Consider the following 22,269-nt stretch of genomic DNA (forward strand, 5'->3'; position numbering starts at 1 on the left):
AGGAGTGAGCCTGCTCGCGAAGGCGATCTGTCCGGCACCACAGCAATATCCATAAGAAAAGCAGCCTGAGGAGATCAACATGAACGCAGCCGTAGACGTTCTGCAATCCACCCATCAGCACATCAACCGCGACCGCCTCTGGGCCTCGCTCATGAAACTGGCCAAGCTCGGCGCCACGGTCAAGGGCGGGGTCTGTCGCCTGGCCCTGACCGACCTCGATCGCCAAGCCCGCGACCTGTTCGTGCAATGGTGCAAGGACGCCGGGTGCAGCGTCACGGTGGATGCCGTCGGCAACATCTTCGCCCGTCGTCCGGGGCGCAATCCCGACCTGCCGCCGGTGATGACCGGCAGCCACATCGACACCCAACCCACCGGCGGCAAGTTCGACGGCTGCTTTGGCGTGCTCGCCGGCGTCGAAGTCCTGCGCACCCTCAATGACCTCGGTGTGGAAACCGAAGCGCCGCTGGAAGTGGTGGTCTGGACCAACGAAGAAGGCTCGCGCTTCGCCCCGTGCATGATGGGCTCCGGGGTGTTTGCGGAGAAATTCACCCTCGAAGAAACCCTCGCCAAGGTCGATGCCGAGGGCGTCACCGTCGGCGAAGCGCTGAACGCCATCGGCTATGCCGGGCCGCGCAAAGTCAGCGGGCACAAGGTCGGGGCGTACTTTGAAGCGCACATCGAGCAAGGCCCGATCCTCGAAGACGAACGGAAAACCATCGGTGTGGTGCTCGGCGCGCTGGGGCAGAAGTGGTTCGACCTGAAACTGCGCGGCGTCGAAGCGCACGCCGGTCCGACGCCGATGCACCTGCGCAAGGACGCCCTGGTCGGCGCCTCGGTGATCGTCGGCGCGGTCAACCGCGCCGCCCTCGGCCACCAACCCCACGCCTGCGGCACCGTCGGTTGCCTGCAGGCCTACCCCGGGTCGCGCAACGTCATCCCCGGTGAGGTGCGGATGACCCTCGACTTCCGCCATCTGCAACCGGCGCGCCTGGATTCGATGATCGCCGAAGTGAAGCACGTCATCGACGCCACCTGCGAAGAACACGGCCTGACCTATGAACTGACCCCGACCGCCGACTTCCCGCCGCTGTACTTCGAAAAAGGCTGCGTCGAAGCCGTGCGCGGCGCGGCGCAAGGTCTGGGCCTGTCGCACATGGACATCGTCAGCGGCGCCGGCCACGACGCGATCTTCCTCGCCGAACTCGGCCCGGCCGGGATGATCTTCGTGCCGTGCGAGGGCGGCATCAGCCACAACGAAATCGAGAACGCCGCGCCGGATGATCTGGCGGCCGGGTGTGCGGTGTTGTTGCGGGCGATGCTCGCGGCTTCGGCGATGGTGGCAGCGGGGCAGCGCGCGGCCTGAAGATCAAAAGATCGCAGCCTGCGGCAGCTCCTACAAGTTGAACAGCTGCCGCAGGCTGCGATCTTTTTCATGTCACCCCAATGTCATGGAAATGTGCGACGTTTGCGCCCCATGAAAATCATCACCTCCGGCGCGTCCTATCTGGACATCGACGCCTACGCCTGCTGCATCGCCTACGCCGAATTGCTGCGCAAGGAACTGCTGAAGCTGGGGCTGAACCTCAACCCGGCCTGATGCGCTGATCAACCTGGACGGTCATTCTTGCCCGCAGTGCCCTGGCGTCGGTCAGGGCCGTTCGGGTTGCCGACATCCAGCAACCGTCGTTCGACCAAAACATTCTCCAGTGCCTGACGCTCGACCGGCGCCATTTGGTGTTCGCGCTTTTTCAACTCCAGCAGAATCGGGCTGGACCAGGTGCGATAAGTCTGTTCGATGTTGCGACGTGACGTCATCAGTCTCTCCTTGATCAAGAGCCCGGTGTTGCAGGCAGGGGCTCAATCCGATGAGCGATTAACCTTAGTCGAGAATCCCATATCGCGCGAATGCGCACGCCCGATGTAGGAGCTGCCGAAGGCTGCGATCTCTTGATCTTGATCTTGAAAAACAGGATCAAAAGATCGCAGCCTTCGGCAGCTCCTACACAGGGATTGCGGTAGGTGGGGGTCAGTCCTCGACCTTCATCATCGCCTGCACACCTTCCCACGCCTCGGCGCGCATGCGTTCGATATCCAGCCCCGGAATCACGCCGTTATCGACCACGATCCGGCCGCCCACCAAGCTGTATTTCACCGTGATCGGTTCACCCGCGACGACCGGAGCAACCGCACTGTCGTGGAAGCCGAAGAAGCGTGGATGGTCGAGGCTGTAGATCACCAGGTCTGCCGCCTGACCGATTTCCAGCGTACCGACGGCGCCGAGTCCCAACACCTGCGCACCACCCGCCGTGCCCCAGTGGATCACGTCTTCGGCGGTGGTCGCCGAGGCGCCTTGTTCGGCGCGGTGGATCAGCCACGCGGTGTTGGCTTCACCGACCATGCTTCCGGATTCGTTGGAGGCGACGCCGTCGACGCCGAGGGAGATCGGCACGCCGGCTTCGTACATTTGCGGCACGGGCGCGACGCCGCTGCCGAGGCGGGCGTTGCTCACCGGGCAGTGGGAGACGCCGGTGCCGGTCTGGGCAAGCATGCGGATCTCGCCGGGTTGCAGGTGCACGGCGTGGGCGAACCACACGTCCGGGCCGAGCCATTCGTGTTCGGCGACGAATTCCACCGGCAGGCAGTTGTATTTCTCGCGGCAGAAATTCACGTAGTTCTGCGTTTCCGACAGGTGCGTGTGCAGGCGCAAACCGAGGCCGCGTGCGCTGTGCGCCAGTTCGCGCAGCAGGGTCGGCGGCAGTGAGAAGGTCGGCGTGGTGGGCGCCACCACGACCCGGCGCAGGGCATCGGGGGTGTCCTGGTGGTACAGCGATTTCAGGCGTTCGATGTCGCCGACCATTTGCTCCAGGGATTCCGGTTGCAACGCGGTTTTCGAGAAGCCCGGATGCGCGCTGGCGGACTCCAGTGCACCGCCGCGACAGAGCACGAAACGCAGGCCGAATTCATCGGCAAGATCGAACAGCAGATCCCCGGTCTCGGTGCTGCCGTGCGCGTGGTAAAGGTAATGGTGATCGGCGCAGGTCGTCACCCCGGACAACAGCAATTCGACCATGCCCAGGCGGGCGGCGATCCTTGCCAGCTGCGGGGTGAAGCGGTTCAGGCGCGGGTAGGGCACGCTCGCCAGCCAGCCCTGCAGGTCCTGATTCAAACCTTCGGGCACGGCTTTGAGCAGGTTCTGGAACAGGTGGTGGTGGGTGTTGATCCAGCCCGGATAGACCACGCTGTTGCGTGCATCGAGCACCCGCTCACCGGGTTGCGGCTCAAGGTGGGCGGCCATTTCGGCGATGCGTCCGTTGACCACGCGAATGTCCACCGCCCCGGCCCGGGCACGCGGGCCGCGCAGGCCGGTCATCACCGCGACCGGGTTTTTGATCAGGATGTTTTGAAGTTGAGTCATGGGCAGGCTCCAGTCAGAGAATGTGCGAGGCGGATTTTCCGGGTGTGGTGTCTGGCATGCTGACGCCGTTGAGCGCCGCGTTGAGCAGCACCGACACCAGGCAGGCGATGACCACGCTGCTGTGCAGGAACGGCTGTGACCACTCGGGCATTTGTTTGAACAGGGAAGGCGCGAGCACCGGCACCAGCGCCGCGGCGATGGTGAAACCGACGATCAGCACGTTAAAGCGATTGCGCTCGTAGTCGACCTTGGCCAGTGTCTGGATGCCCGCCGCCGCGACCACGCCGAACATGGCGATACCGGCACCGCCCAGCGCGGCAGTCGGCATCGAGGCGATGATCGCGCCGGCCTTGGGCACCAGGGCAATCGAGCACATCAGCAGGCCGCTGACCGCCACCACCCAGCGGCTGCGCACCCCGGTGAGGATCACCAGGCCGACGTTTTCCATGAAGGCAATGAACGGGAACGCGGCGAACATCCCGGCAATGGTGCTGGCCAGGCCATTGGCGCGCAGGCCGTTGATCACCTGTTTGTCTTCCACCGGTTTGTCGACGATGTCGCCGATGGCCACGAACAGGCCCATCGACTCGACCATCTGCACGATCATCACCACCACCATGGTCGCGATGGGGATCAGGCTGAAGGTCGGCAATCCGAAGTAGAACGGGTAGGGCACGGTCAGCCACGGCGCATCTTCGACGCTGTGAAAATTGCCCATGCCCAGACCGTAGGCCAGACCGGCGCCGACCAGCATGCCCACCAGCACCGCCATGTTGCGCAGCAGCGGGCTGCCATAGCGGTTGACCAGCAAAATGGTCAGCAACACCACCACCGCCACGCCGAGAAACGCCGGGGCGCCGAAGTTGCTCGCGTTGCGCCCGCCACCGACCCACTCATAGGCAATCGGGAACAGCTGCAAGCCGATCACGGTGACGATGCAGCCGGTCACCACCGGCGGGAAGAAGCGCCGCAATCGGCCCACGAACGGCGCCATCAGCATGGTGAAGATACCGGCGCCGATCACCGCCCCGCAGACCCCGGCAAACCCCACCTGGGGGTCGCTGCCAATGGCGATCACCGGGCCGACGCTGCTGAACGCCACGCCCTGCAGAATCGGCAGGCGCACGCCGAACTTCCAGAAACCGACGGTTTGCAAAAGGGTGGCGATGCCGGAGCAGAACAGCGTGGTGCTGATCAACACCACGGTGTCGGCGTGGGACATCTTCAAGGCACTGGCGACAATCAACGGCACGGCGATGGCGCCGATGTACGAGACGGCCATGTGTTGCAGGCCGAGGGTGAGCATCTGTCGCACCGGCAGGACGCGGTCGACGGGGTGCACGGTGGATGCGGTTTTTGATGGGGATGTGGCTGACGACATGGGGAAACACCTCTGGCTGTTTTTATGCGGTAGAGAGGGGTATTCGTCTGATGCCGCTCAGTTGGCCTGATACAGCGATGAGTAACCTGTGGCGAGGGAGCTTGCTCCCGCTGGACTGCGCAGCAGGCCTGTGCTTTTAAAAGAAGGGCCGCTTCGCGACCCAGCGGGAGCAAGCTCCCTCGCCACAATGTTTTTGTCGCTGCCAACTGATCGGCATCAGTCATTCGTGCTGCGAAGCCGCCATCCACCGGCTCCGATGCCTTGTTTCAGCCTGCCAGGCAGGCGGCAAAGCCCTGGTTCAGCGCCGCGCGATCCAGGTCGCGGCCGATGAACACGATCTTGCTCGAACGGGGCTCCGTGCCCCAGGCGGTCGACGCGCGGAACTCCACCAGGCTGTGCACGCCTTGCAGGACGTAGCGCTGGTCTTCGTTGGCGACGGCGAGCACGCCTTTCATGCGGTACAGGTTGTCGGCCTGGGAGCTGCGCAGCTCGCTGATCCAGCGGTGGAACGCCATCAGGTCGACCGCGCCGTCCACGGCGATGCCCACCGATGACACGCTGGGGTCGTGCTGGTGATCCGGCTCTTCGGCGTGATGCTCGTGTTCGTGGTGATCGTGCTCGTGCTGCTGCGCGCCGATTTCCATGAGTTTCTGTGTGCACTCGAAGGCGCCGATGCCGAGGATTTTCGTCAGGTCGATCTGCGCATGGGTCGAGGTCACCAGATCCGCCGTGGCGTTCAAGCCACGGATCTTGCCGCGCAGGCTTTCCACCTCGTCGCTGCTGACCAGATCGACCTTGTTGATGACGATGCGGTCGGCGCAGACGATCTGATCCACGGCCTGATTGTCGACGCCATCGAGTTGCAGATCCTCCAGGTGCTGGGCGATGTGCTTGGCGTCGACCATGGTCACGATCGCATCGAGTTCGACTTCCTCGGCGATCGGGTCATTGATGAAAAAGCTCTGTGCCACCGGGTACGGGTCGGCCAGGCCACTGGTCTCGATCAGGATGTGATCGAGGCGCACCGGGCGCGCTACCAGTTCGCGGACGATGCGCACCAGGTCCTCGCGAACCTCGGCGGTGCAGCACACGCAGCCGTTGACCATCTCGTAGATTTCTTCGGTTTCCGAGCTGAGCACCAGATCGCCGTCAATGCCGACTTCACCGAATTCGTTCTCGATCACGGCGATCTTGCGCCCGTGATTTTCCTTGAGGATGTAGTTGAGCAAGGTGGTTTTGCCGGCACCGAGGAAGCCGGTGAGGATGGTCACGGGGATTTTGGTGTTGGGGGTTGGGGCGTTGAAGAGAGTATTCATTTGGGGTTCCTTGATGATGTATTGACCGTGCAAATGAAGCTTTTTGTAGGAGTGAGCCTGCTCGCGATAACGGTGTGTCAGCCGACATTTACGTTACTGACACACCGCCATCGCGAGCAGGCTCACTCCTACAAGGGGATATGGGTTCTTGCCAGCGTGTTGCAGTGCCGGCATCCAGGCCAAACAGGTCGAGCACCCGGCCGAGGCTGTGATCGACCATCTGCGCAAGGCTCTCGGGCCGCGCGTAAAACGCCGGCACCGGCGGGGCGATGACCCCGCCCATCTCGGTGACGGCGGTCATGTTGCGCAGGTGGGCGAGGGTCAGCGGCGTTTCGCGGGCCATCAGCACCAGGGTGCGACGCTCCTTGAGGGTGACGTCGGCGGCGCGGCCGATCAGCCCCGATGAGGTGCCGGTGGCGATTTCCGCCAACGTGCGCATCGAGCACGGCGCGACCACCATGCCCAGGCAACGAAACGAACCGCTGGCGATCCCGGCCGCGACGTCATCGGCGCGGTGGTAGTGGCTGGCGAGCGCAGTGACGTCGGCCAGCTTGTAGTCGGTCTCGTGGGCCATGGTCAGCAGCGCGGCACGGCTGATGATCAGGTGGCTTTCGATGTCCAGTTCGGCAAGTAATTGCAGCAGTCGCACGCCGTAAACGAAGCCCGACGCGCCGCTGATGCCGACCACCATCCGCTGCCGGCTCACGCTGGCAGCCCTTTAAGTAACGCCCGCGCACGTTCGAGCACGTCGTGATCAAGCTGCGCCTTGATTCCGTCGAAGCCTGAACCCCGGGTGGCATCCAGACCCATGCGCGAGGTGGTGCCGTTGACCGAGGACGACGGGTCCAGCGGACTGCCGGGCAAACCGTCGATCATGAACAGGTCCAGATGCGGCTGGAAATGTGTGGCCAGTGCCCACAACACCTGGCTGTCGTCAGTGATGTCGATGTCGCTGTCCACCGCAATCACGGTCTTCAGGTACGGATCCCAGCCGAGCAGGGCGAGCATGATCTGCCGCGCCTCGCCGTCGCGGCTCTGATCCAGGGCCACGTAGCAGTGAAAGTGGGTGCCGGAATTCGGGTAATGCACGGCGGTGACCGCAGGGAAACGCGCCTTGAGCTTCTCGCTCATTTCCGCCTCACGGGGCAGGCGGGCGAGGGTCAGGTGTTCGGCGTAGCGCCCGCCCATGACGTCGACCAGCCAGGCGTCCTTGCGCCGCAGCAGGGTGTCGACGCGCAGCACGTTGTTGGTCGAGCGGTCAGAGGAATAACCGCTGAACTCACCGAACGGACCTTCCTCGGCATAGGCCGCCGGGTCGATGGCGCCTTCCAGCACAAACTCGGCGTAGGCCGGCACGCCGATGCCGTAGCGCGGGGTCTTCACCAGTTCCAGCGGTGCGCCAAACAAACCGCCGGCCACTGCGCGTTCATCCGCGCCATAGGGCAGGCGTGCAGCGGCGGCGAGCATGAACAGCGGGTGCGCGCCGACCACCATCGCCACGCGCAATTCTTCGCCGCGTTCACGGGCAGTTTGCAGCATCCGCCACAGATGACCGCGTGAGTGCAGGCTGGTGGCGAGGGCTTGGCGGGCGTGGCGCATCGAGCGGTGGTAGCTCATGTTGGCGATGCCGGTCAGCGGGTCCTCGGCGATGATGATCGCGTTGGTGATGTACGGGCCACGGTCGCTGTCGAAATGCTTGAGCATCGGCAGCAGCGCCAGATCCAGCGCTTCGCCTTCGAACACTTCATCAAGGATCGGGCCGCTTTCCACATAGCGCGGGGCGATGGGCTGGTTGGCGCGGCGCTGGAAGGTTTCGTGCAGTTGCGCCGCAGTGACGCCGAACAACCTGGCAATGCGGGTGCGGGAGGCGAACAGGTTGCTCGCCACCGGCACGCCAAGGGTGCCGACGCGTTCGCAGATCAGCAACGGATCGCGACCTTGCGCGGCGAGGGCATCGACCAGGGCGGTGACGTCCTGATCGGCAGAAATCGGCTGGGTGATGGTCAGCACATCGTCCGGGTACTCACGGCGATAGGCATCGATGAACACGTGAAAGTCCTGAGAATCGCCGAGCGTCGAACGGGTCATGGTTTCACCTCGTAAAAAGCAGGCACGCAGGGGTGAGAAGGCGTTCGATCGAGCAGCCGTTGGCCTGCCGGTCGAGGGAACGCCGGGTCATCTTCGTGCCTGTAAAGTCGCTGTGTTGCCCACATGAAACACTGGAGATCCCCTGTGGCGAGGGAGCTTGCTCCCGCTGGACTGCGCAGCAGGCCCAAGCTCTTTGGGAAAAAGCGGGGCGGCTTCGCCACCCAGCGGGAGCAAGCTCCCTCGCCACAGTGGTGCAGCATTTCTTCAGGTCAGAGGTACGTGGTGGTCAGGCGAATATCCGCCTCAACCAGATCCTTCGGCGGTGGCGTCGGTTCGATCCCGCACAACCGGGCGATGTTGTTGCCCAGGTAGTCTTCGAGATGATCCTCATCGATGCCCAAACCTTGCGGCGCCGGCGAGCACAACACCTCCAGCTCTCGCAGCCACATGCCCGGTTCGTTCGGCGGTGAGTCGGTGCCGAACACGATCTTGTTGCGCGGCAGTTCCTTGGCGAACTCGACGATTCGCGACTGGAAGCACCAGCCGGATTCGCAGTACACATTCGGCGTGTCCATCGCCATCCAGAACGCCTCGAACGAATAGTTGCCGCCGGTCTGGATGCCGAAGTGGCCGATGATGAAGTTGACCATCGGGAACTCGCGGATGATCGGGTAGAACATCGTCGGAATCGTGTACGGACCGTCACCGGTGTGGATCAGCACGACGATGTTGTACTTGGCGCAGACCTTCATCGCCGGGCGCAACCAGTCGAGTGCGCGGTCCGGGCGATAGCCGTGCATGTTGGCGTGCAGCTTGAGCATCTTGAAGCCGTATTCCTTGATGTGGAATTCCAGCTCCGCCGCACCGTTTTCCGGTCCCCAGCGCGGGTTGAAGTTGAAGTTGCCGATGAAGCGGTCCGGGTACTTCACGCACAGTTCGGCGACGTAGGACATGTAGTCACGCACGCCCTCGCGGCCACGGCGGTTGCCGTCGCGATAACCGGTGTTGCCCGGTGGCGGCTGAATGAAACCCATGTCGATGCGGCGCGGTTTGCCGTTGATCATGTACGGGCCGTCCATCAGTTTGAGCATGCGCTCGCCAGTGAACGGTTCGCCGGTGTGGCGCCAGGCCTCGTCGACCAGGTTGGTGGGGTGCAGATGGGTGTCGATGATCATCGGTTCAGCTCCTGGCCAGTTGCGTGGTGACGGGGCGCTTGAGTTGCGCCTCTGCTTCGGAAACGGAACGCGGCGGCGGGGTTGGCTCGAGGCCGATCATCCGCGCGGTGTTGTTGCCCAGGTAGTCCTCGAGGGTGTCCTCGTCGAGGTTCAGGCCCTGCGGCGGCTCGTGGCAGAGCACTTCGAGCAGGCGCAGCCACATGCCCGGTTCGTTCGGCGGGGTGTCGGTGCCGAAGAGGATCTTGTGCGTCGGCAGGACCTTGGCGAATTCGACGATCCGCGATTGCAGGCACCAGCCGGATTCGCAGTAGACGTTGGGCAACTCCATCGCCCATTGCATCGGTTCGAACACGTAGACGCCGCCGGTCTGCACGCCGAAGTGGGCCATGATGAAATCGACGTTGGGGAATTCCTTGATCATCGGCACCCATTCCGACGGGATGCTGTAAGGTCCGTCGCCGGTGTGCAGCTTGACCGGGATGCCCAGCTCGGCGCATTTCTCGAAGCACGGGCGCACCCAGTCGAGTGCGCGGTCAGGCCGGTAGGCGTGCATGTTGGCCTGCATCTGCACCATCTTGAACCCGTGTTCCTTGACGTAGCGCTCGATCGCTTCAACGCCGTTCTCCACGCCGCAGCGCGGGTTGTAGACGAAGCAGCCGATGAAACGATCCGGGTAGGTCTGGACCATTTTCAGGGTGTAGGCCATGTAGGCGTCGATGGATTCGCGGCCCGAGAGCTCGCCGTCGGTCCAGGTGTAAATAGTGTTGCCCTGCGGCGGCTGGATGAAGGCTTTGTCGATGCGGCGAGGTTTGCCGTTGACCATGTACGGGCCATCCATCATCTCCAGCAGACGCTCGCCGGTGAACGGGTCACCGTCATGCCTCCAGGCGAGGTCCACCAGATCGGTGGGATAGCAGCTGATATCGATGATCATTGAAGTCGATCTCCTGATAGCGGGGAAGGGAGCCTTGCGGCTCTCGGCATCCACGTCCCGGGCAATCGGCCATTTCTATGCGCAGGACTCGCGCATTCCCTCGCCTGTTCGCATCCGGCCCGGGTGGGTGGTTGCTGAGGGCGAGTATTGGAAAGGGGGGAGGGGTTCGTACAATATTAATTGGGCGCGGTGGTGATACTTGGGCGATATGGTTTTGGTTTTGGCTTTTGTGGAGACTGCACCGGCGCTATCGCGAGCAGGCTCACTCCTACAGGTGAACGCATTCCAACTGTAGGAGTGAGCCTGCTCGCGATAGCGTCAAGTTTGTGTACGCAAGGCCAATTCTTTAATCACCTCAACCACCGGCGCCACGCGCTCGGCCTGCCCATGCGGCCACACCGCATACAGGTTGTAATGCGCAGCAATCTGCGCCTCGTTCAGCGCCACCAGCCGCCCGCTGCGCAACGCATCGGCGGCCAGCAATCCGCGCACCAGTCCCGCGCCAACCCCGGCCTCAGCGGCGGCAATCAGGTTCGCCGCATTGTCGAAAATCACCCGTGCCGGCGGCTCGACGGGCGGCATTCCGGCGGCATCCAGCCACGGAATCCACGAGCGTCGCGTATAGCCCAACAGCGGCAGTTCGAGGATTTGCGCCGGGCTCAACGGCACCTCTAAACCATAGCGCTCAAGCAACGCCGGCGAAGCCACCGCCAACACCCGGTCGCCACAGATCTGCGTCATCTCGCAGTCATCCCAATCGCCATAGCCATAACGCAACGCCAGGTCGACCCGCTCGAAGGTGCTGCGATCACTGCGCGGCATCGACCGCAGCGTCACCTCGTAATCCGGCAGGCCATCGAGCAGTTCTGGCAGGCGCGGATTGAGCCAGCTCTGCGCCAGTTCGCTGTCGACGTCCAGGGTCAGGCGCTGGGCCACGCTGCGGTTTTTCACCGAGGACAGCGCCCGGTCGATCTGCGCCAGTCCATCCGACAGCACGCTGGCAAACAACTGCCCGGCGTCGGTGAGGTTGCTGCCGCCGCCTTCACGCACGAACAGCGGCTGGCCGATGAAGTCTTCCAGTGCGCGAATCTGCTGGCTGATGGCGCTGTGGGTCAGGTCGAGCTTGCGCGCGGCGCTGGAGAAACTCCCGCTGCGCGCAGCGTGGATAAACGCGCTCATGGACTGCACCGACGGGTATCGCTTGTACATGTTGTTAGTCCTGCTTACAGCGGTTGGCAGAAATCGTCGCTGGCCGCGGGTTGCCCGGGCTTCCAATAATCGGTCACCAGGCCCGCACAAAGACGGGCCGCTCTTTTGGAGCCAGACAATGATTGCATTCACGGTGAACGGCGAACGACGCGAGCTGGATGAAGCGTCCCCCTCCATGCCCTTGTTATGGGTCCTGCGTGATCAACTGAAACTTACCGGCACCAAATTCGGCTGCGGCATGGGCCTGTGCGGTGCCTGCACCGTGCATCTGGACGGTGTCGCGGTGCGTTCCTGCCAGTTGCCGCTGGCCGCCGTCGCGGGCCACAGCATCACCACCATCGAAGGCTTGTCGCCGACGCAAAGCCATCCGTTGCAACTGGCCTGGGTCGCCGAAGATGTGCCGCAATGCGGCTACTGTCAATCCGGGCAGATCATGTCTGCCGCCGCGCTGCTCAACACGGGGGCAGCGGTGACCGACGATTCGATCCGCAATGCGATGACCGGCAATATCTGCCGCTGCGGCACTTACGGGCGGATCAACAAAGCGATCAAGCGCGCGGCGAATGCGCCGAAGGAGGCCTGATGAGCCTGCTCGACGACACCTTGATCGAACCGTCACGCCGGGTGTTTCTCAAGCAAGCGGCGACGGTGGCTTCGGGGCTGGCGATTGCCCTGTACCTGCCATCCGGCATCGCCGCCAGCGACCCAAAAGCCCCGGCCCCGGCCAGCGAATTCGAACCCAACGCCTGGGTGCGGATCTTCCCCGACGGCACGGTGAAACTGGTGGTGCACAAGCACGACTCCGGCACCGGCACGCACACCGCGCTGGCCGCGTGCGTGGCCGAGGAGCTGGATGTGAACCCGATGACCGTGCAGGTCATCACCCCGGAAAACCCGTTCTTCGACACCTACATTCACCCGATCTGGAAAGTCTTCTCCACCGGCGGCAGCACCAGCGTGTCGCTGGAATACGACCGCCTGCGCATGGCCGGGGCCACGGCTCGGGCGCTGCTGATCACGGCGGCGGCGAAGCAATGGAAAGTCAGTCCCGACAGTTGCAGCACCGAGGAAGGCCGGGTGGTTCACCCGTCCAGCAAACGCAGCCTCGGCTACGGCGAACTGGTCGGCGTGGCGGCGCGTCTGCCGGCACCGGCCCACGTCACGCTGAAAGATCCGGCGCAGTTCAAATACATCGGCAAGCTGCGGCACAAGCGTGACGCGGCGGCCAAGGTTTGCGGAGGTTTCAAGTACAGCATCGACGTGCAATTACCGGGGATGCTGGTGGCGGTGATTCAGCGGGCGCCGGTGGTCGGTGCCAAGGTGATCAACGTGGACTCGACGGCAGCGTTGCAGGTGCCGGGCGTGCGCAAGGTGCTTGCGATTCCGGGGCGGCCGGATGTGCTCGGCGGCAATCTGGAAGGGGTTGCGGTGCTGGCGGACACGTTCTGGGCCGCGCAGCAGGGGCGCAAAGTGTTGGAGATAAAGTGGAGTGATTCGCCGCTGGCCGGATTCGACAGCGCCGAATTGGGCAAGGCTCAGGCTGCAGCGATAGCCGACCCGGCGGCGCAAACCGTCAAGGCCATGAGCAATGGCGATGTGGCCGGGCAGTGGGCGAGCGCGGCGAAGCTGATCGAAGCCGATTACACCATGCCGTACAAGGTGCAGAACCCGCTGGAACCGATCTGCATCACTGCGCAGGTCAAGGACCAGGCGATCACCTATTGGGGCGGCGTGCAGGTGCCGTCCTCGGCGCTGGAAGCGGCGCAAACCGTGTGCGGCATCGACAAGGACAAGGTCACCATCAACGAACTGGTGTCCGGCGGCAGCTTCGGCGCGCGGGAGGCCAAATACTGGTTGTTCGAAGTGGCGTATCTGGCGCAGCAAACCGGGGTGCCGGTGAAGCTGCTCAACAGCCGCGAAGACGAAATGCACGCACTGTTCAATCACCCGGCGACGTTGCACCGGGTCAAAGGTGCGCTCGACGCTCAGGGCAAACTCAACGCGCTGCAGTTGCATGCGGTGTCGCCGGCGTCGCCGGAGCAGTGGGAGCCGGGTTACTTCGAACGCCCGGATCGCATGGATTACAGCACCACCGAAGCGATCACCGCGTGGGACTTCGCTTATCGTCCGCCGCATCTGGAGCTGAACTGGGTCAAGCATGAAAGCCACGTGCCCAGCGGCTGGTATCGCTCGGTGAGTTTCATCCCCAACGTGTTCGCCGTGGAAAGCTTCATGGATGAACTGGCCCACGCGGCGGGCGCCGATCCGCTGGCGTTCAGGCTCGCCAACATGCAGGACCGGCCACGGCATGTGGCGGTGCTGAAACAGGCGGCTGAGCGCGCCGGATGGGGCCAGCCGTTGCCCCCGGGCACCGCGCTGGGGATTGCGACCAATCAGGGTTACACCAGTTTTATCGCGGTGGTGGCGCAGGTCGCGACGGTTGATGGCAAGCCGAAGGTCGAGAAGCTGACGTGCGTGGTCGATTGCGGCTTGGCCGTGTCGCCAGGCGGGGTCGAAGAGCAGATCTACGGCGGCTTGATGTGGGGCCTGGGCCACGCCTTGTTCGATCGGCTCGATATCCAACAGGGCAGGGTGGTGCAGAGCAACTTCCACGACTACCGCGTGACCCGCATGTCGGACATGCCGGCCACCGACATCGTGGTGCTGGACGGCGAACCGGGCAAACCCGGCGGAGTCGGCGAGTTGGGCAGCCCCTCGGTGGCACCGGCGATTGCCAACGCCTTGTTCGCGCTGACCGGCATTCGCCAGCGCTCGACACCGCTGAGCCTGGGGTAAGCCGCCATGGACCTGCGTCTGCTGCGCTATTTCATGGCCCTGGCCGATGAGTTGCACTTCGGTCGCGCCGCCGAACGGCTGCATATTTGCCAGCCGCCGTTGAGCCAGCAGATTCGTCTGCTGGAGGAAGAACTCGGCACGCCGCTGTTCGAGCGCAGTCACCATCGGGTCGAGCTGACAGCGGCGGGGCAGATGCTCAAGGAGCAGGCGCCGCTGGTGTTCGAACAGCTCGAGCGGGCACTGGACCTGACGCGTCAGACCGGGCGCGGGCAGCTCGGCGAGCTGGAAATCGGCATGATCAGTTCGGTGATGGTCGGCGTTCTGCCCAAGGCGCTGCACCTGTTTCGCGAGCGCTATCCGCAGGTGAACTGGCGCCTGCACGAAATGACCCCGGCGGCGCAGGTCAAGGCGCTCAAGGAGAAGCGCATCGACGCCTGCGTGTTTCGTGTCGGCTATGACGACCCGTTGTTGCGCAATGAGCTGCTGATCTACGAGCCGATTCACGTGGTGATGCCGGCGGACCATCCGCTGGCCAGTCGCGCAGTGCTGGCGCCGGCGGATCTGGCCCGGGAGCCGTTTGTCGCGCTGGAACTGAAGCAGTCGCGGTTCGCCCATTTTCTCTATCAGTGCTGCGTCCAGGCCGGGTTCACCCCGCAGATCCGCCAGCAGGTGATCGAGGTGCAGACCTTGCTCAGCCTGGTGCGGGCCGGATTCGGTGTGGCGCTGTTGCCCGCGTCCATCGAACAACTGGCGCCGGCGGGGCTGGTGTTCCGCAAGCTGACCCCGGCGTTGCCTGAGGTGCCGCTGTATGCGACTTACCGCGCGGATGATGCGTCGCCGGTGCTCAAGTTGTTTCTCGACACCTTGCGTGAGTTGGTGGAGACCTCAGGCCAACGCTGATCTCCTTGTGGGAGCGAGCCTGCTCGCGAAAGCGCTATTTGCATTCAAAAAATGTGTTGGCTGACACGACGCCTTCGCGAGCAGGCTCGCTCCTACAGGGGATTTGTGGTGTTGTCACAGTGCTTGGCACGATCGCGAACGCCTGCGGTCGTAATCTTCACACGCGCATTCCCTGTGGAGATCCAATGAGCCAGGAAGTCCTGACCACTGAAACCAATCGTCGCCAGTTGCAGCAGATCATCGCCGGGCTGTCGGATGGCGTGATTTTGCTGGAGCTCGACCGCAGCCTGCTGTGGGCCAATGAAGCTGCGCTGAGAATGCATGGCGTCAACCGGATCGGTGAACTCGGCAACGATGCCGATGAATACGCTCAGCGTTTCAGCTTGCGCTATCGCAACAACCACACGGTGCCGCCGGAAAACTACCCGATCAGCCGCGTCGCGCGCTGCGAAACCTTCAGCGACGTGCTGATTGAAGTGTCCCCGGTCAGTGACCCGGAACGCGTCTGGGTGCACAGCGTGCGCAGCATGGTGTTGACCGACCGCGAAGGTCAGCCCGAGTCGCTGGTGCTGATCATGAGTGACGTCACCGACTGGGCCAATGCCGAGCAGCGCTTCGAGAAAACCTTCAACGCCAACCCGGCGCCGGCCGTGATCTGCCGGCTCAGCGACTTGCGCTATATCAAGGTCAACCCGGGCTTTCTCGAGATGACCGGCTACAGCCGTGATCAGGTGATCGGCGCTTCAACCTACGAGCTGGACGTGCTGGAGCAGGCCGAGCGGCGGGACCTGGCGATCGAGCGTCTGCGCGACGGCGCGACCATTCCGCAGATGCAGGCCGAACTGCGCCTGCCCGATGGCAGCAGCAAGCAGGTGATCGTTGCCGGGCAGACCCTGCAGCTCAACGATGAGGACTGCATGCTGTTTTCGTTCGTCGACATTGAGCCGCGGCACAAGGCCGAAGTGGCGCTGCGCCAGAGCGAAGAGCGCTTCGCCAAGGCGTTCCGCCTGACCCCGGTGCCGATCCTGATCTGCAGTGCGGACGAGCAGCGGGTGATCGACGTCAACCAGGCATTCCTCGAGACCCTGGCCTACGACAGCGACGATGTCCTGGATAAAACCGTGGTGCAACTGGCGTTCATCGACGACAGCGCGGCGCGCACACGCTTGCTCACGGCGCTGGAAAAAACCGGGCGCATTGATCGGGTGGACGTGCGGGTGCGCAAAAAGGATGCCGAGGTGCTGGAATGCGCGGTGTCGGCGGACACGGTGAATATCCATGACAAATCCTGCTATTTGCTGGTGCTGATGGACATCACCGAACGCAAGCGCACCGAGCTGGAACTGGTGGCGGCGATCGAGGAAGTGATGAAGGACGCCTCGTGGTTCAGCCGCACGCTGATCGAAAAGCTGGCCAATGTGAAGAAGGTCAATTCGCCGCAACTGCCAAGCGTATCGTTCACTGATCTGACGGCGCGCGAGCGTGATGTGCTGGGCTTGATCTGTGAAGGGCTGGCGGACAAGGAGATTGCCGCGCGTCTGAAACTGGCGCCGAATACAGTGCGCAATCATGTGGCGACGGTGTATTCCAAGCTTGATGTACACAGCCGCAGTGAGGCGATTGTCTGGGCCCGGGAGCGCGGACTGTTCTCCGGTGAATGGCGACCCAAGGGTCAGCGGTAGGTGCAAATGCACTAGTCGGCAAGGTGCAAATTGAGGTTCTGAGGTGGAGGGGCAGTTCTTAGTCTGTTGGGGTGCGATACGAGCCGATGGCTTGGGATCGTGTCCCTTCGAAACAGCTAAAGGAACGGCTTCAAATGATGAATCTTGCGCAGTTGCGTGTGCGCCTTGAGCAGAGCTTTGCGCCGTTGGCCTGTGAATGTCTGGTGGATGGCGATCAGTCGCTGACGGTGAAGCTATATCACCCGATGTCGGGGCAGGTGGATCTGGTGATCAGTGGTTTGAAGCTCAGTGCGTTGCGTACGGCTGAGGCGGTCGAGGCGTTGATTGAAGAGTTGCGGTATGAGTTGGAGAGTATTTCTTTGCGCTCTTCGCGGGATCCTGATTTGGCTTAGGGCTTTTGGTCTTGGCGGCCTTTGGGCCGACCAGGTTCTTGTGGGGTGGGGTGAATATCCGTTGCTTCGGGTGCTGCGGCTGGCGGTTTCGCCCTTACGGCGAGTCCCTTTGGCAGACGCCCCAAAGGAACCAAAGGTCTTGGCCCCGGCGTTCGGCCCTCGCTTAGGCTCGGGTTCCTTCGTTGCGGGGTTCATCCGGGGGCATCGTCTACGGTTTGCTTCGCTGCACCTCCTCTCGATGTGTTCGACTTCGTCGAACGGTCGCTGCGCTCCCACCCCCGGATAAACCCCTCCACTCAGCCTGCCGAAGGGGCCGGTACGGCAAGATCAAGAGCTGCAGCCGAGCTAACGCTCATCCTGTTGAGTGGTGAGAAGCGGATGCGGTCTGCTGTTGATTTCTGTGGGAGCTGGCTTGCCAGCGATGGCGGCCTCCCATCCCCGCAAAATCGACAGCCCATTCCCCCATCTCCCTCCATTTCACTGGCGCTTGCAGGGTGGTCGGCTATAAAGAATGAGTGGTCAGGTCTTCTGTTGCGCGCGGTTGTTGTGTGCGGCGACGGAAGTGGCTCTTCCATTTATCGCGGGTCGTCCTATGAATCATCTTGGGAAACGCGTGTATCTCCCGTTGTCGCTGGCTTTTTCTGTCGTGCTGCTCAGCGGTTGCGCCAGTCCTCCGCCACCGCCTCCTGCTGCGCCTCCACCACCGCCGGTGCGTACCTGTCAGACTCTGGAAGACACCCAGGTGGCGGGCGATATGTATGTGGACGGACAGGTCACTCGGCATATCACCACCACTCGCTGTGTGACGCAGTAGCGGGGCGGTGGTGCACTTCGGCTGGCAGTTGTCCAAAGTGCTCGATGCCTGATCCAGAATCAGCTGGCCTTGTGGCTAAGGGATTTATCCCCTCGCCACAGGTCAGTCTCGGGTCAGTGAAAGGCGATCAGGACAGGAACCCACCGTCCACATTCAGCGAAACCCCGGTGGTGTAGCTCGACGCGTCGCTCGCCAGATACAACACGGCGCCGGCCATTTCACTCGGATCGGCCACGCGCTTGAGCGGGATCTGGGTCAGCGCCTGCTTGAGGATCGCGTCGTTTTTCACCAGCGCCGAAGCGAACTTGGTGTCGGTCAGACCCGGCAGCAGAGCGTTGCAGCGGATGCCGAATTGCGCGCATTCCTTGGCGAAGACCTTGGTCATGTTGATCACGGCAGCTTTGGTCACCGAATAGATGCCTTGGAACACGCCCGGTGAAATGCCGTTGATCGACGCCACGTTGATGATGCTGCCCCCGCCGTTTTCGCGCATCAGCTTGCCGGCTTCCACCGACATGAAGAAGTAGCCGCGGATGTTCACGTCGACGGTCTTCTGGAACGCGCCGAGGTCGGTGTCCAGCACGTTGCAGAACTGTGGGTTGGTCGCGGCGTTGTTGACCAGGATATCGAGCCGGCCGAACTGTTCCTTGATCCCGGCGAACACCTGGCTGATCTGTTCCATTTCACCGATGTGGCAGGCCACGGCGGTGGCTTTGCCGCCGGCGGCGATGATGGCGTCGGCTACGTGCTGGCAGCCTTCGAGCTTGCGGCTCGAAACGATGACGTGGGCGCCTTGCTGGGCCAGCAGTTTGGCGATGGCTTCACCGATGCCACGGCTGGCGCCGGAGACGAAGGCGATTTTGCCGTCGAGGTCGAACAACTGAGTCTTGGACATAGGGGTTCCTTGGTATGGGCCGTCAGAGGCTCGATTTCGCAATGACCTGCAGGCTCATGTGCTCCAGCAGTTTGTTCATGTGAATGAACTGCGCGAAGCGTTTGTCCTGGGTCTGGCCGTGGTAGAAGCGGTAGTAGATCTGCTGCACGATGCCGGCCAGGCGGAATAGGCCGTAGGTGTAGTAGAAGTCGAAGTTGTCGATCTGGATGCCCGAGCGTTCGGCGTAGTAGTCGACGAACTCGCGGCGGGTCAGCATGCCCGGGGCGTGGCTTGGCTGGCGGCGCATCAGTTGCACCGGTGCCGGGTCGCCGGCTTCGATCCAGTAGGCGAGGGTGTTGCCCAGGTCCATCAGTGGATCACCGAGGGTGGTCAGTTCCCAGTCGAGCACACCGATGATCTGCATCGGGTTGTCCGGGTCGAGGATCACGTTATCGAAGCGGTAGTCGTTGTGCACGATGCTTGAGGTCGGGTGATCGGCCGGCATCTTGTCGTTGAGCCAGGCTTTGACCTTTTCCCAGTGCGGCGCATCCGGGGTCAGGGCTTTTTCGTAGCGTTCGCTCCAGCCCTTGATCTGGCGGGCGACGTAGCCTTCCGGTTTGCCCAGATCGCTGAGGCCGCAGGCGTTGTAGTCGACCCGGTGCAGCTCGACGAAACGGTCGATGAAGCTCTTGCACAGCGCTTCGGTTTTCGCCGCATCGAGGCCCAGTTCCGGCGGCAGGTCGGAGCGCAGAATGATGCCCTTGACCCGTTCCATCACGTAGAAATCGGCGCCGATCACCGATTCGTCGGTGCAGTGCACGTAGGCCTTGGGGCAGTACGGGAAACCGTCGCGCAGCTGATTGAGGATGCGGAATTCGCGGCCCATGTCGTGGGCGGATTTGGCCTTGTGGCCGAACGGCGGCCGGCGCAGCACGAACTCCTGCTGCGGGTACTCCAGAAGGTAAGTCAGGTTCGACGCACCGCCGGGAAACTGGCTGATCTGCGGGGTGCCGGTCAGGCCCGGAATGTGCGCCTTGAGGTACGGATCGATCAGGCTGGCATCGAGTTCTTCGCCATCGCGGATCCGGGTGGACTGGTCAGTAAGCGCCATGCTTATCCCTTCTGCTTATTTTGGAGGCCAGACATCATTGGCTAATCTAATGGCGCGCTCGGGCGGTCACAAGCGCGGGTCGGTCTTATAGGTTAGCGTGTTGCAGGATAATCAGCGTTTCGAATAGGCACGGCAGCAGGGCACTGCCGGCTCTTTTCAATGCACGCGCTGGTTGTTGAGCCTTGGGGGCAGGGCGATCGGCGTCAGTACCGGTTGCCCGGAGAAAAACGCCACGAGGTTTTTCCCGACCAGTTCCACCGTGCCTTGGGTAGCTTCCGGTGACAGGCCGGCGACGTGGGGCGTGAGAACCACGTTGCTCAAGGTTTTCAGCGCATCCGGTACTTGCGGTTCGTGGTCGAAAACATCCAGCGCAGCCCCGGCAATCCTTCGTTGCTCAAGGGCGGTGATCAGGTCGGCGGTGGCGATGACACTGGCCCGGGCGATATTGACGATGAAACCTTTCGGGCCAAGTGCATCAAGCACTGCGCGGGTCACCAGGTGTTGGGTGCCGATCCCGCCCGGCGTGGCGACGATCAGAAAGTCCGAGGCCCGCGCCAGTTCGGTCGGGGTCGAGCAGAATGCGTAAGGCACGTCACTGCGCACCTGACGGCTGTGATAGCTGATGTCCATGTCGAAACCAAGGTTGGCGCGCTTGGCAATCGCCAGGCCCACCGCCCCCAGTCCGAGAATGCCCAGGCGTTTGTTGGCCAGCGACGGGCGCATGATTTTCGGCCATTCACCCCGGCGCACCGCCGCGTCGCAGCGCGGAATATCACGCACCAGTGCCAGCAGCATGGCCATCGCATGGTCGGCCACCGACGAGGCGTTGACCCCGGCGCCGTTGGTCACGGTGATCCCGCGATCGCTGGCGGCCTGCAGGTCGACGTGCTCGTAACCGGCGCCGATCACGGTGATGATTTTCAGGATCGGCAGCCCGGCGATCTCGTCAGCGGTGAGGCCCAGCGGGCCACGGGTCAGCACCGCGTCGATCCGGGCGCCGTGGGTGGCGATGGCTTGTGCGCGTTCGGCAGGGGTCGGCGCGAGGATCAGATGAAAACCCTGCTGCTCGAGAATCGGCAGATAGTCATTGATGGTTTCAACCAGTACCAGAACGGTTGCAGGCATCGCGCGGCTCCTGAGGGCTCGGGATATCGGATCGCTGGGAGCTTAGACTACTTTCAAAAGCTGACGGTGGAACTTGGGATAAAGCGTCAGCCCGTGGTTGACGAAGTTTGTCACTTTATCCGCAGTGCCTTTACGGTAAGGATTCTTGCGGGGTGAACCTACGCTCCACACGCCAAACATGATGATTTCAGTGTCTTCCGAAAATTTTGCCAGCCAAACGGCTTCGGTACTTCCCACACTGATGTCAAAGGTATTAACGATGTCTTCAGCGTCGGCCCGATTGTACTCGGAATGCAAGTTCAGATAGTGGTTCACCTGTTTGCTTCCATCCTTCGGAGCCTTGAGTTGCTTGACTGTGCCAGCTATCGCGAACGGATGGCATTGATTGCCGCGCCGGTGAGCCATTTTCCAGGCGTCTTCATAGCGATCAGGCTCAAAGTAAAATTCCGACCAGCGGATTTTTTTGTCGCCGAAACGCAGTATCAAGTTGTTCTTCAAAACGTCATCCGCCTCGCACCGCTCACGGAGCTTGAGGATGTCAGAAGTAGTACGCAGATAACTGTCGAGTTTGTTGCCGGAAGCCTGATACACCGAGGGGCGGCGAGTCGCCGAGTCACCTGTGGATGAAGGCGTGTGTTCGCTGCCAGCCAAAGATTTGCCGCCCAGACTGTTGTGGAGCAGCAGTAAACGTAATTCGAACTGACCTTGATCGATGGCACCGATGAAGTCTGGGTCTGACTGGTCGGCAATAATGGTTTTCAGTTGCCCCAGAGCATCGTACTTGCAGCCTGGCTTGTGTTCCGACTCAGCACCTGCGGTCAAGCCGATGTAAGCAGCCCTGTCCGAGGGCTCTTTGCCCGGGTTGTTACGCAAGCCCCTTGGCACGAAACGCACCGGCACTTTGCAGCCGCCGCCATCACATAGCAGCGCGGGGACAGTTTGGTGGTTGTCGTGTTTTTGTTGCAGGCTTTCCAAAGTGTACGGCTGATTGTAGGTATCCACCGCGCTGACCATTTTAATGCCCTTGCCCATGTAACCCCTACCGTGTGTTATTGGA

The 22,269-nt window shown here is 62.5% G+C and carries 20 protein-coding genes; 7 read left to right on the forward strand and 13 right to left on the reverse strand.

What is annotated here, in order from left to right:
• Positions 1-79: 79 nt before the first annotated feature.
• Together HBN98_RS15340 and HBN98_RS27930 are read left to right on the forward strand one after the other, a co-directional pair.
• Entirely contained in the window at positions 80-1,363 is a 1,284-nt protein-coding gene (locus HBN98_RS15340) for a Zn-dependent hydrolase (RefSeq protein ID WP_083366226.1), read from the forward strand.
• 111 nt (positions 1,364-1,474) lie between these two features.
• Positions 1,475-1,597 carry a hypothetical protein gene (locus tag HBN98_RS27930; protein ID WP_262381620.1) on the forward strand — a complete coding sequence of 41 codons (123 nt, stop codon included), beginning with the start codon at positions 1,475-1,477 and terminating at the stop codon, positions 1,595-1,597.
• A gap of 8 nt (positions 1,598-1,605) precedes the next feature.
• On the opposite strand, the gene HBN98_RS15345 is transcribed toward HBN98_RS27930, so the two are convergent.
• The 9 genes from HBN98_RS15345 to HBN98_RS15385 form a co-directional block, all read right to left on the reverse strand.
• Positions 1,606-1,815, reverse strand: coding sequence for a hypothetical protein (locus tag HBN98_RS15345; RefSeq protein WP_003224027.1), 210 nt, complete (start codon positions 1,813-1,815; stop codon positions 1,606-1,608).
• A 211-nt stretch (positions 1,816-2,026) separates the two neighbouring features.
• Entirely contained in the window at positions 2,027-3,415 is a 1,389-nt protein-coding gene (locus tag HBN98_RS15350; RefSeq protein WP_083366225.1) for an amidohydrolase family protein, read from the reverse strand.
• Between the two features lie 13 nt (positions 3,416-3,428).
• A complete protein-coding gene (locus tag HBN98_RS15355) occupies positions 3,429-4,796 on the reverse strand; it encodes a nucleobase:cation symporter-2 family protein (protein WP_064587103.1) in 1,368 nt (455 codons plus the stop codon).
• 266 nt (positions 4,797-5,062) lie between these two features.
• The gene (locus tag HBN98_RS15360) at positions 5,063-6,112 is read right to left on the reverse strand and encodes a CobW family GTP-binding protein (RefSeq protein ID WP_083366224.1); all 1,050 of its coding nucleotides are present in this window, start codon (positions 6,110-6,112) and stop codon (positions 5,063-5,065) included.
• Positions 6,113-6,200: 88 nt separating this feature from the next.
• Complete coding sequence (locus HBN98_RS15365; RefSeq protein WP_169844059.1) at positions 6,201-6,803, reverse strand: UbiX family flavin prenyltransferase; 603 nt, start codon at positions 6,801-6,803, stop codon at positions 6,201-6,203.
• An 11-nt stretch (positions 6,804-6,814) separates the two neighbouring features.
• Positions 6,815-8,200 (reverse strand): UbiD family decarboxylase, encoded by a 1,386-nt coding sequence (locus HBN98_RS15370; RefSeq protein WP_083366222.1) that lies wholly within the window; start codon positions 8,198-8,200, stop codon positions 6,815-6,817.
• Between the two features lie 269 nt (positions 8,201-8,469).
• Positions 8,470-9,375, reverse strand: coding sequence for an amidohydrolase family protein (locus HBN98_RS15375; protein WP_003224037.1), 906 nt, complete (start codon positions 9,373-9,375; stop codon positions 8,470-8,472).
• Between the two features lie 4 nt (positions 9,376-9,379).
• The gene (locus HBN98_RS15380) at positions 9,380-10,309 is read right to left on the reverse strand and encodes an amidohydrolase family protein (protein ID WP_064587109.1); all 930 of its coding nucleotides are present in this window, start codon (positions 10,307-10,309) and stop codon (positions 9,380-9,382) included.
• 318 nt (positions 10,310-10,627) lie between these two features.
• The gene (locus HBN98_RS15385) at positions 10,628-11,518 is read right to left on the reverse strand and encodes a LysR substrate-binding domain-containing protein (RefSeq protein WP_083366221.1); all 891 of its coding nucleotides are present in this window, start codon (positions 11,516-11,518) and stop codon (positions 10,628-10,630) included.
• A gap of 118 nt (positions 11,519-11,636) precedes the next feature.
• On the opposite strand from HBN98_RS15385, the gene HBN98_RS15390 reads away from it, so the two are divergent.
• From HBN98_RS15390 to HBN98_RS15410, 5 genes are all read left to right on the forward strand, one after another.
• Positions 11,637-12,101: a (2Fe-2S)-binding protein gene (locus HBN98_RS15390; protein ID WP_064587113.1), complete on the forward strand. Its 465-nt coding sequence runs from the start codon at positions 11,637-11,639 to the stop codon at positions 12,099-12,101.
• Entirely contained in the window at positions 12,101-14,314 is a 2,214-nt protein-coding gene (locus HBN98_RS15395) for a xanthine dehydrogenase family protein molybdopterin-binding subunit (protein WP_083366220.1), read from the forward strand. Before HBN98_RS15390 ends, HBN98_RS15395 begins: the two co-directional genes overlap by 1 nt.
• A gap of 6 nt (positions 14,315-14,320) precedes the next feature.
• A complete protein-coding gene (locus HBN98_RS15400; RefSeq protein ID WP_083366219.1) occupies positions 14,321-15,214 on the forward strand; it encodes a LysR substrate-binding domain-containing protein in 894 nt (297 codons plus the stop codon).
• 185 nt (positions 15,215-15,399) lie between these two features.
• The gene (locus HBN98_RS15405) at positions 15,400-16,896 is read left to right on the forward strand and encodes a helix-turn-helix transcriptional regulator (protein WP_083366218.1); all 1,497 of its coding nucleotides are present in this window, start codon (positions 15,400-15,402) and stop codon (positions 16,894-16,896) included.
• A gap of 134 nt (positions 16,897-17,030) precedes the next feature.
• On the forward strand, positions 17,031-17,288 hold the full coding sequence (locus HBN98_RS15410; protein ID WP_064587121.1) for a DUF1652 domain-containing protein: 258 nt from the start codon (positions 17,031-17,033) through the stop codon (positions 17,286-17,288).
• 941 nt (positions 17,289-18,229) lie between these two features.
• Here the strand turns inward: HBN98_RS15410 and HBN98_RS15415 are convergent.
• From HBN98_RS15415 to HBN98_RS15430, 4 genes are all read right to left on the reverse strand, one after another.
• The gene (locus HBN98_RS15415) at positions 18,230-18,997 is read right to left on the reverse strand and encodes an SDR family oxidoreductase (RefSeq protein ID WP_007965755.1); all 768 of its coding nucleotides are present in this window, start codon (positions 18,995-18,997) and stop codon (positions 18,230-18,232) included.
• Between the two features lie 22 nt (positions 18,998-19,019).
• A complete protein-coding gene (locus HBN98_RS15420) occupies positions 19,020-20,087 on the reverse strand; it encodes a phosphotransferase family protein (protein ID WP_083366217.1) in 1,068 nt (355 codons plus the stop codon).
• A gap of 156 nt (positions 20,088-20,243) precedes the next feature.
• Positions 20,244-21,212, reverse strand: a complete 969-nt coding sequence (locus HBN98_RS15425; RefSeq protein WP_083366216.1) for a 2-hydroxyacid dehydrogenase — start codon at positions 21,210-21,212, stop codon at positions 20,244-20,246.
• Positions 21,213-21,254: 42 nt separating this feature from the next.
• Entirely contained in the window at positions 21,255-22,244 is a 990-nt protein-coding gene (locus HBN98_RS15430) for a hypothetical protein (RefSeq protein ID WP_083366215.1), read from the reverse strand.
• Between the last annotated feature and the right edge of the window lie 25 nt (positions 22,245-22,269).

Origin of the sequence: Pseudomonas koreensis (genome assembly GCF_012986595.1) — a bacterium.
In the GTDB taxonomy this organism is placed as follows: domain Bacteria; phylum Pseudomonadota; class Gammaproteobacteria; order Pseudomonadales; family Pseudomonadaceae; genus Aquipseudomonas; species Aquipseudomonas koreensis.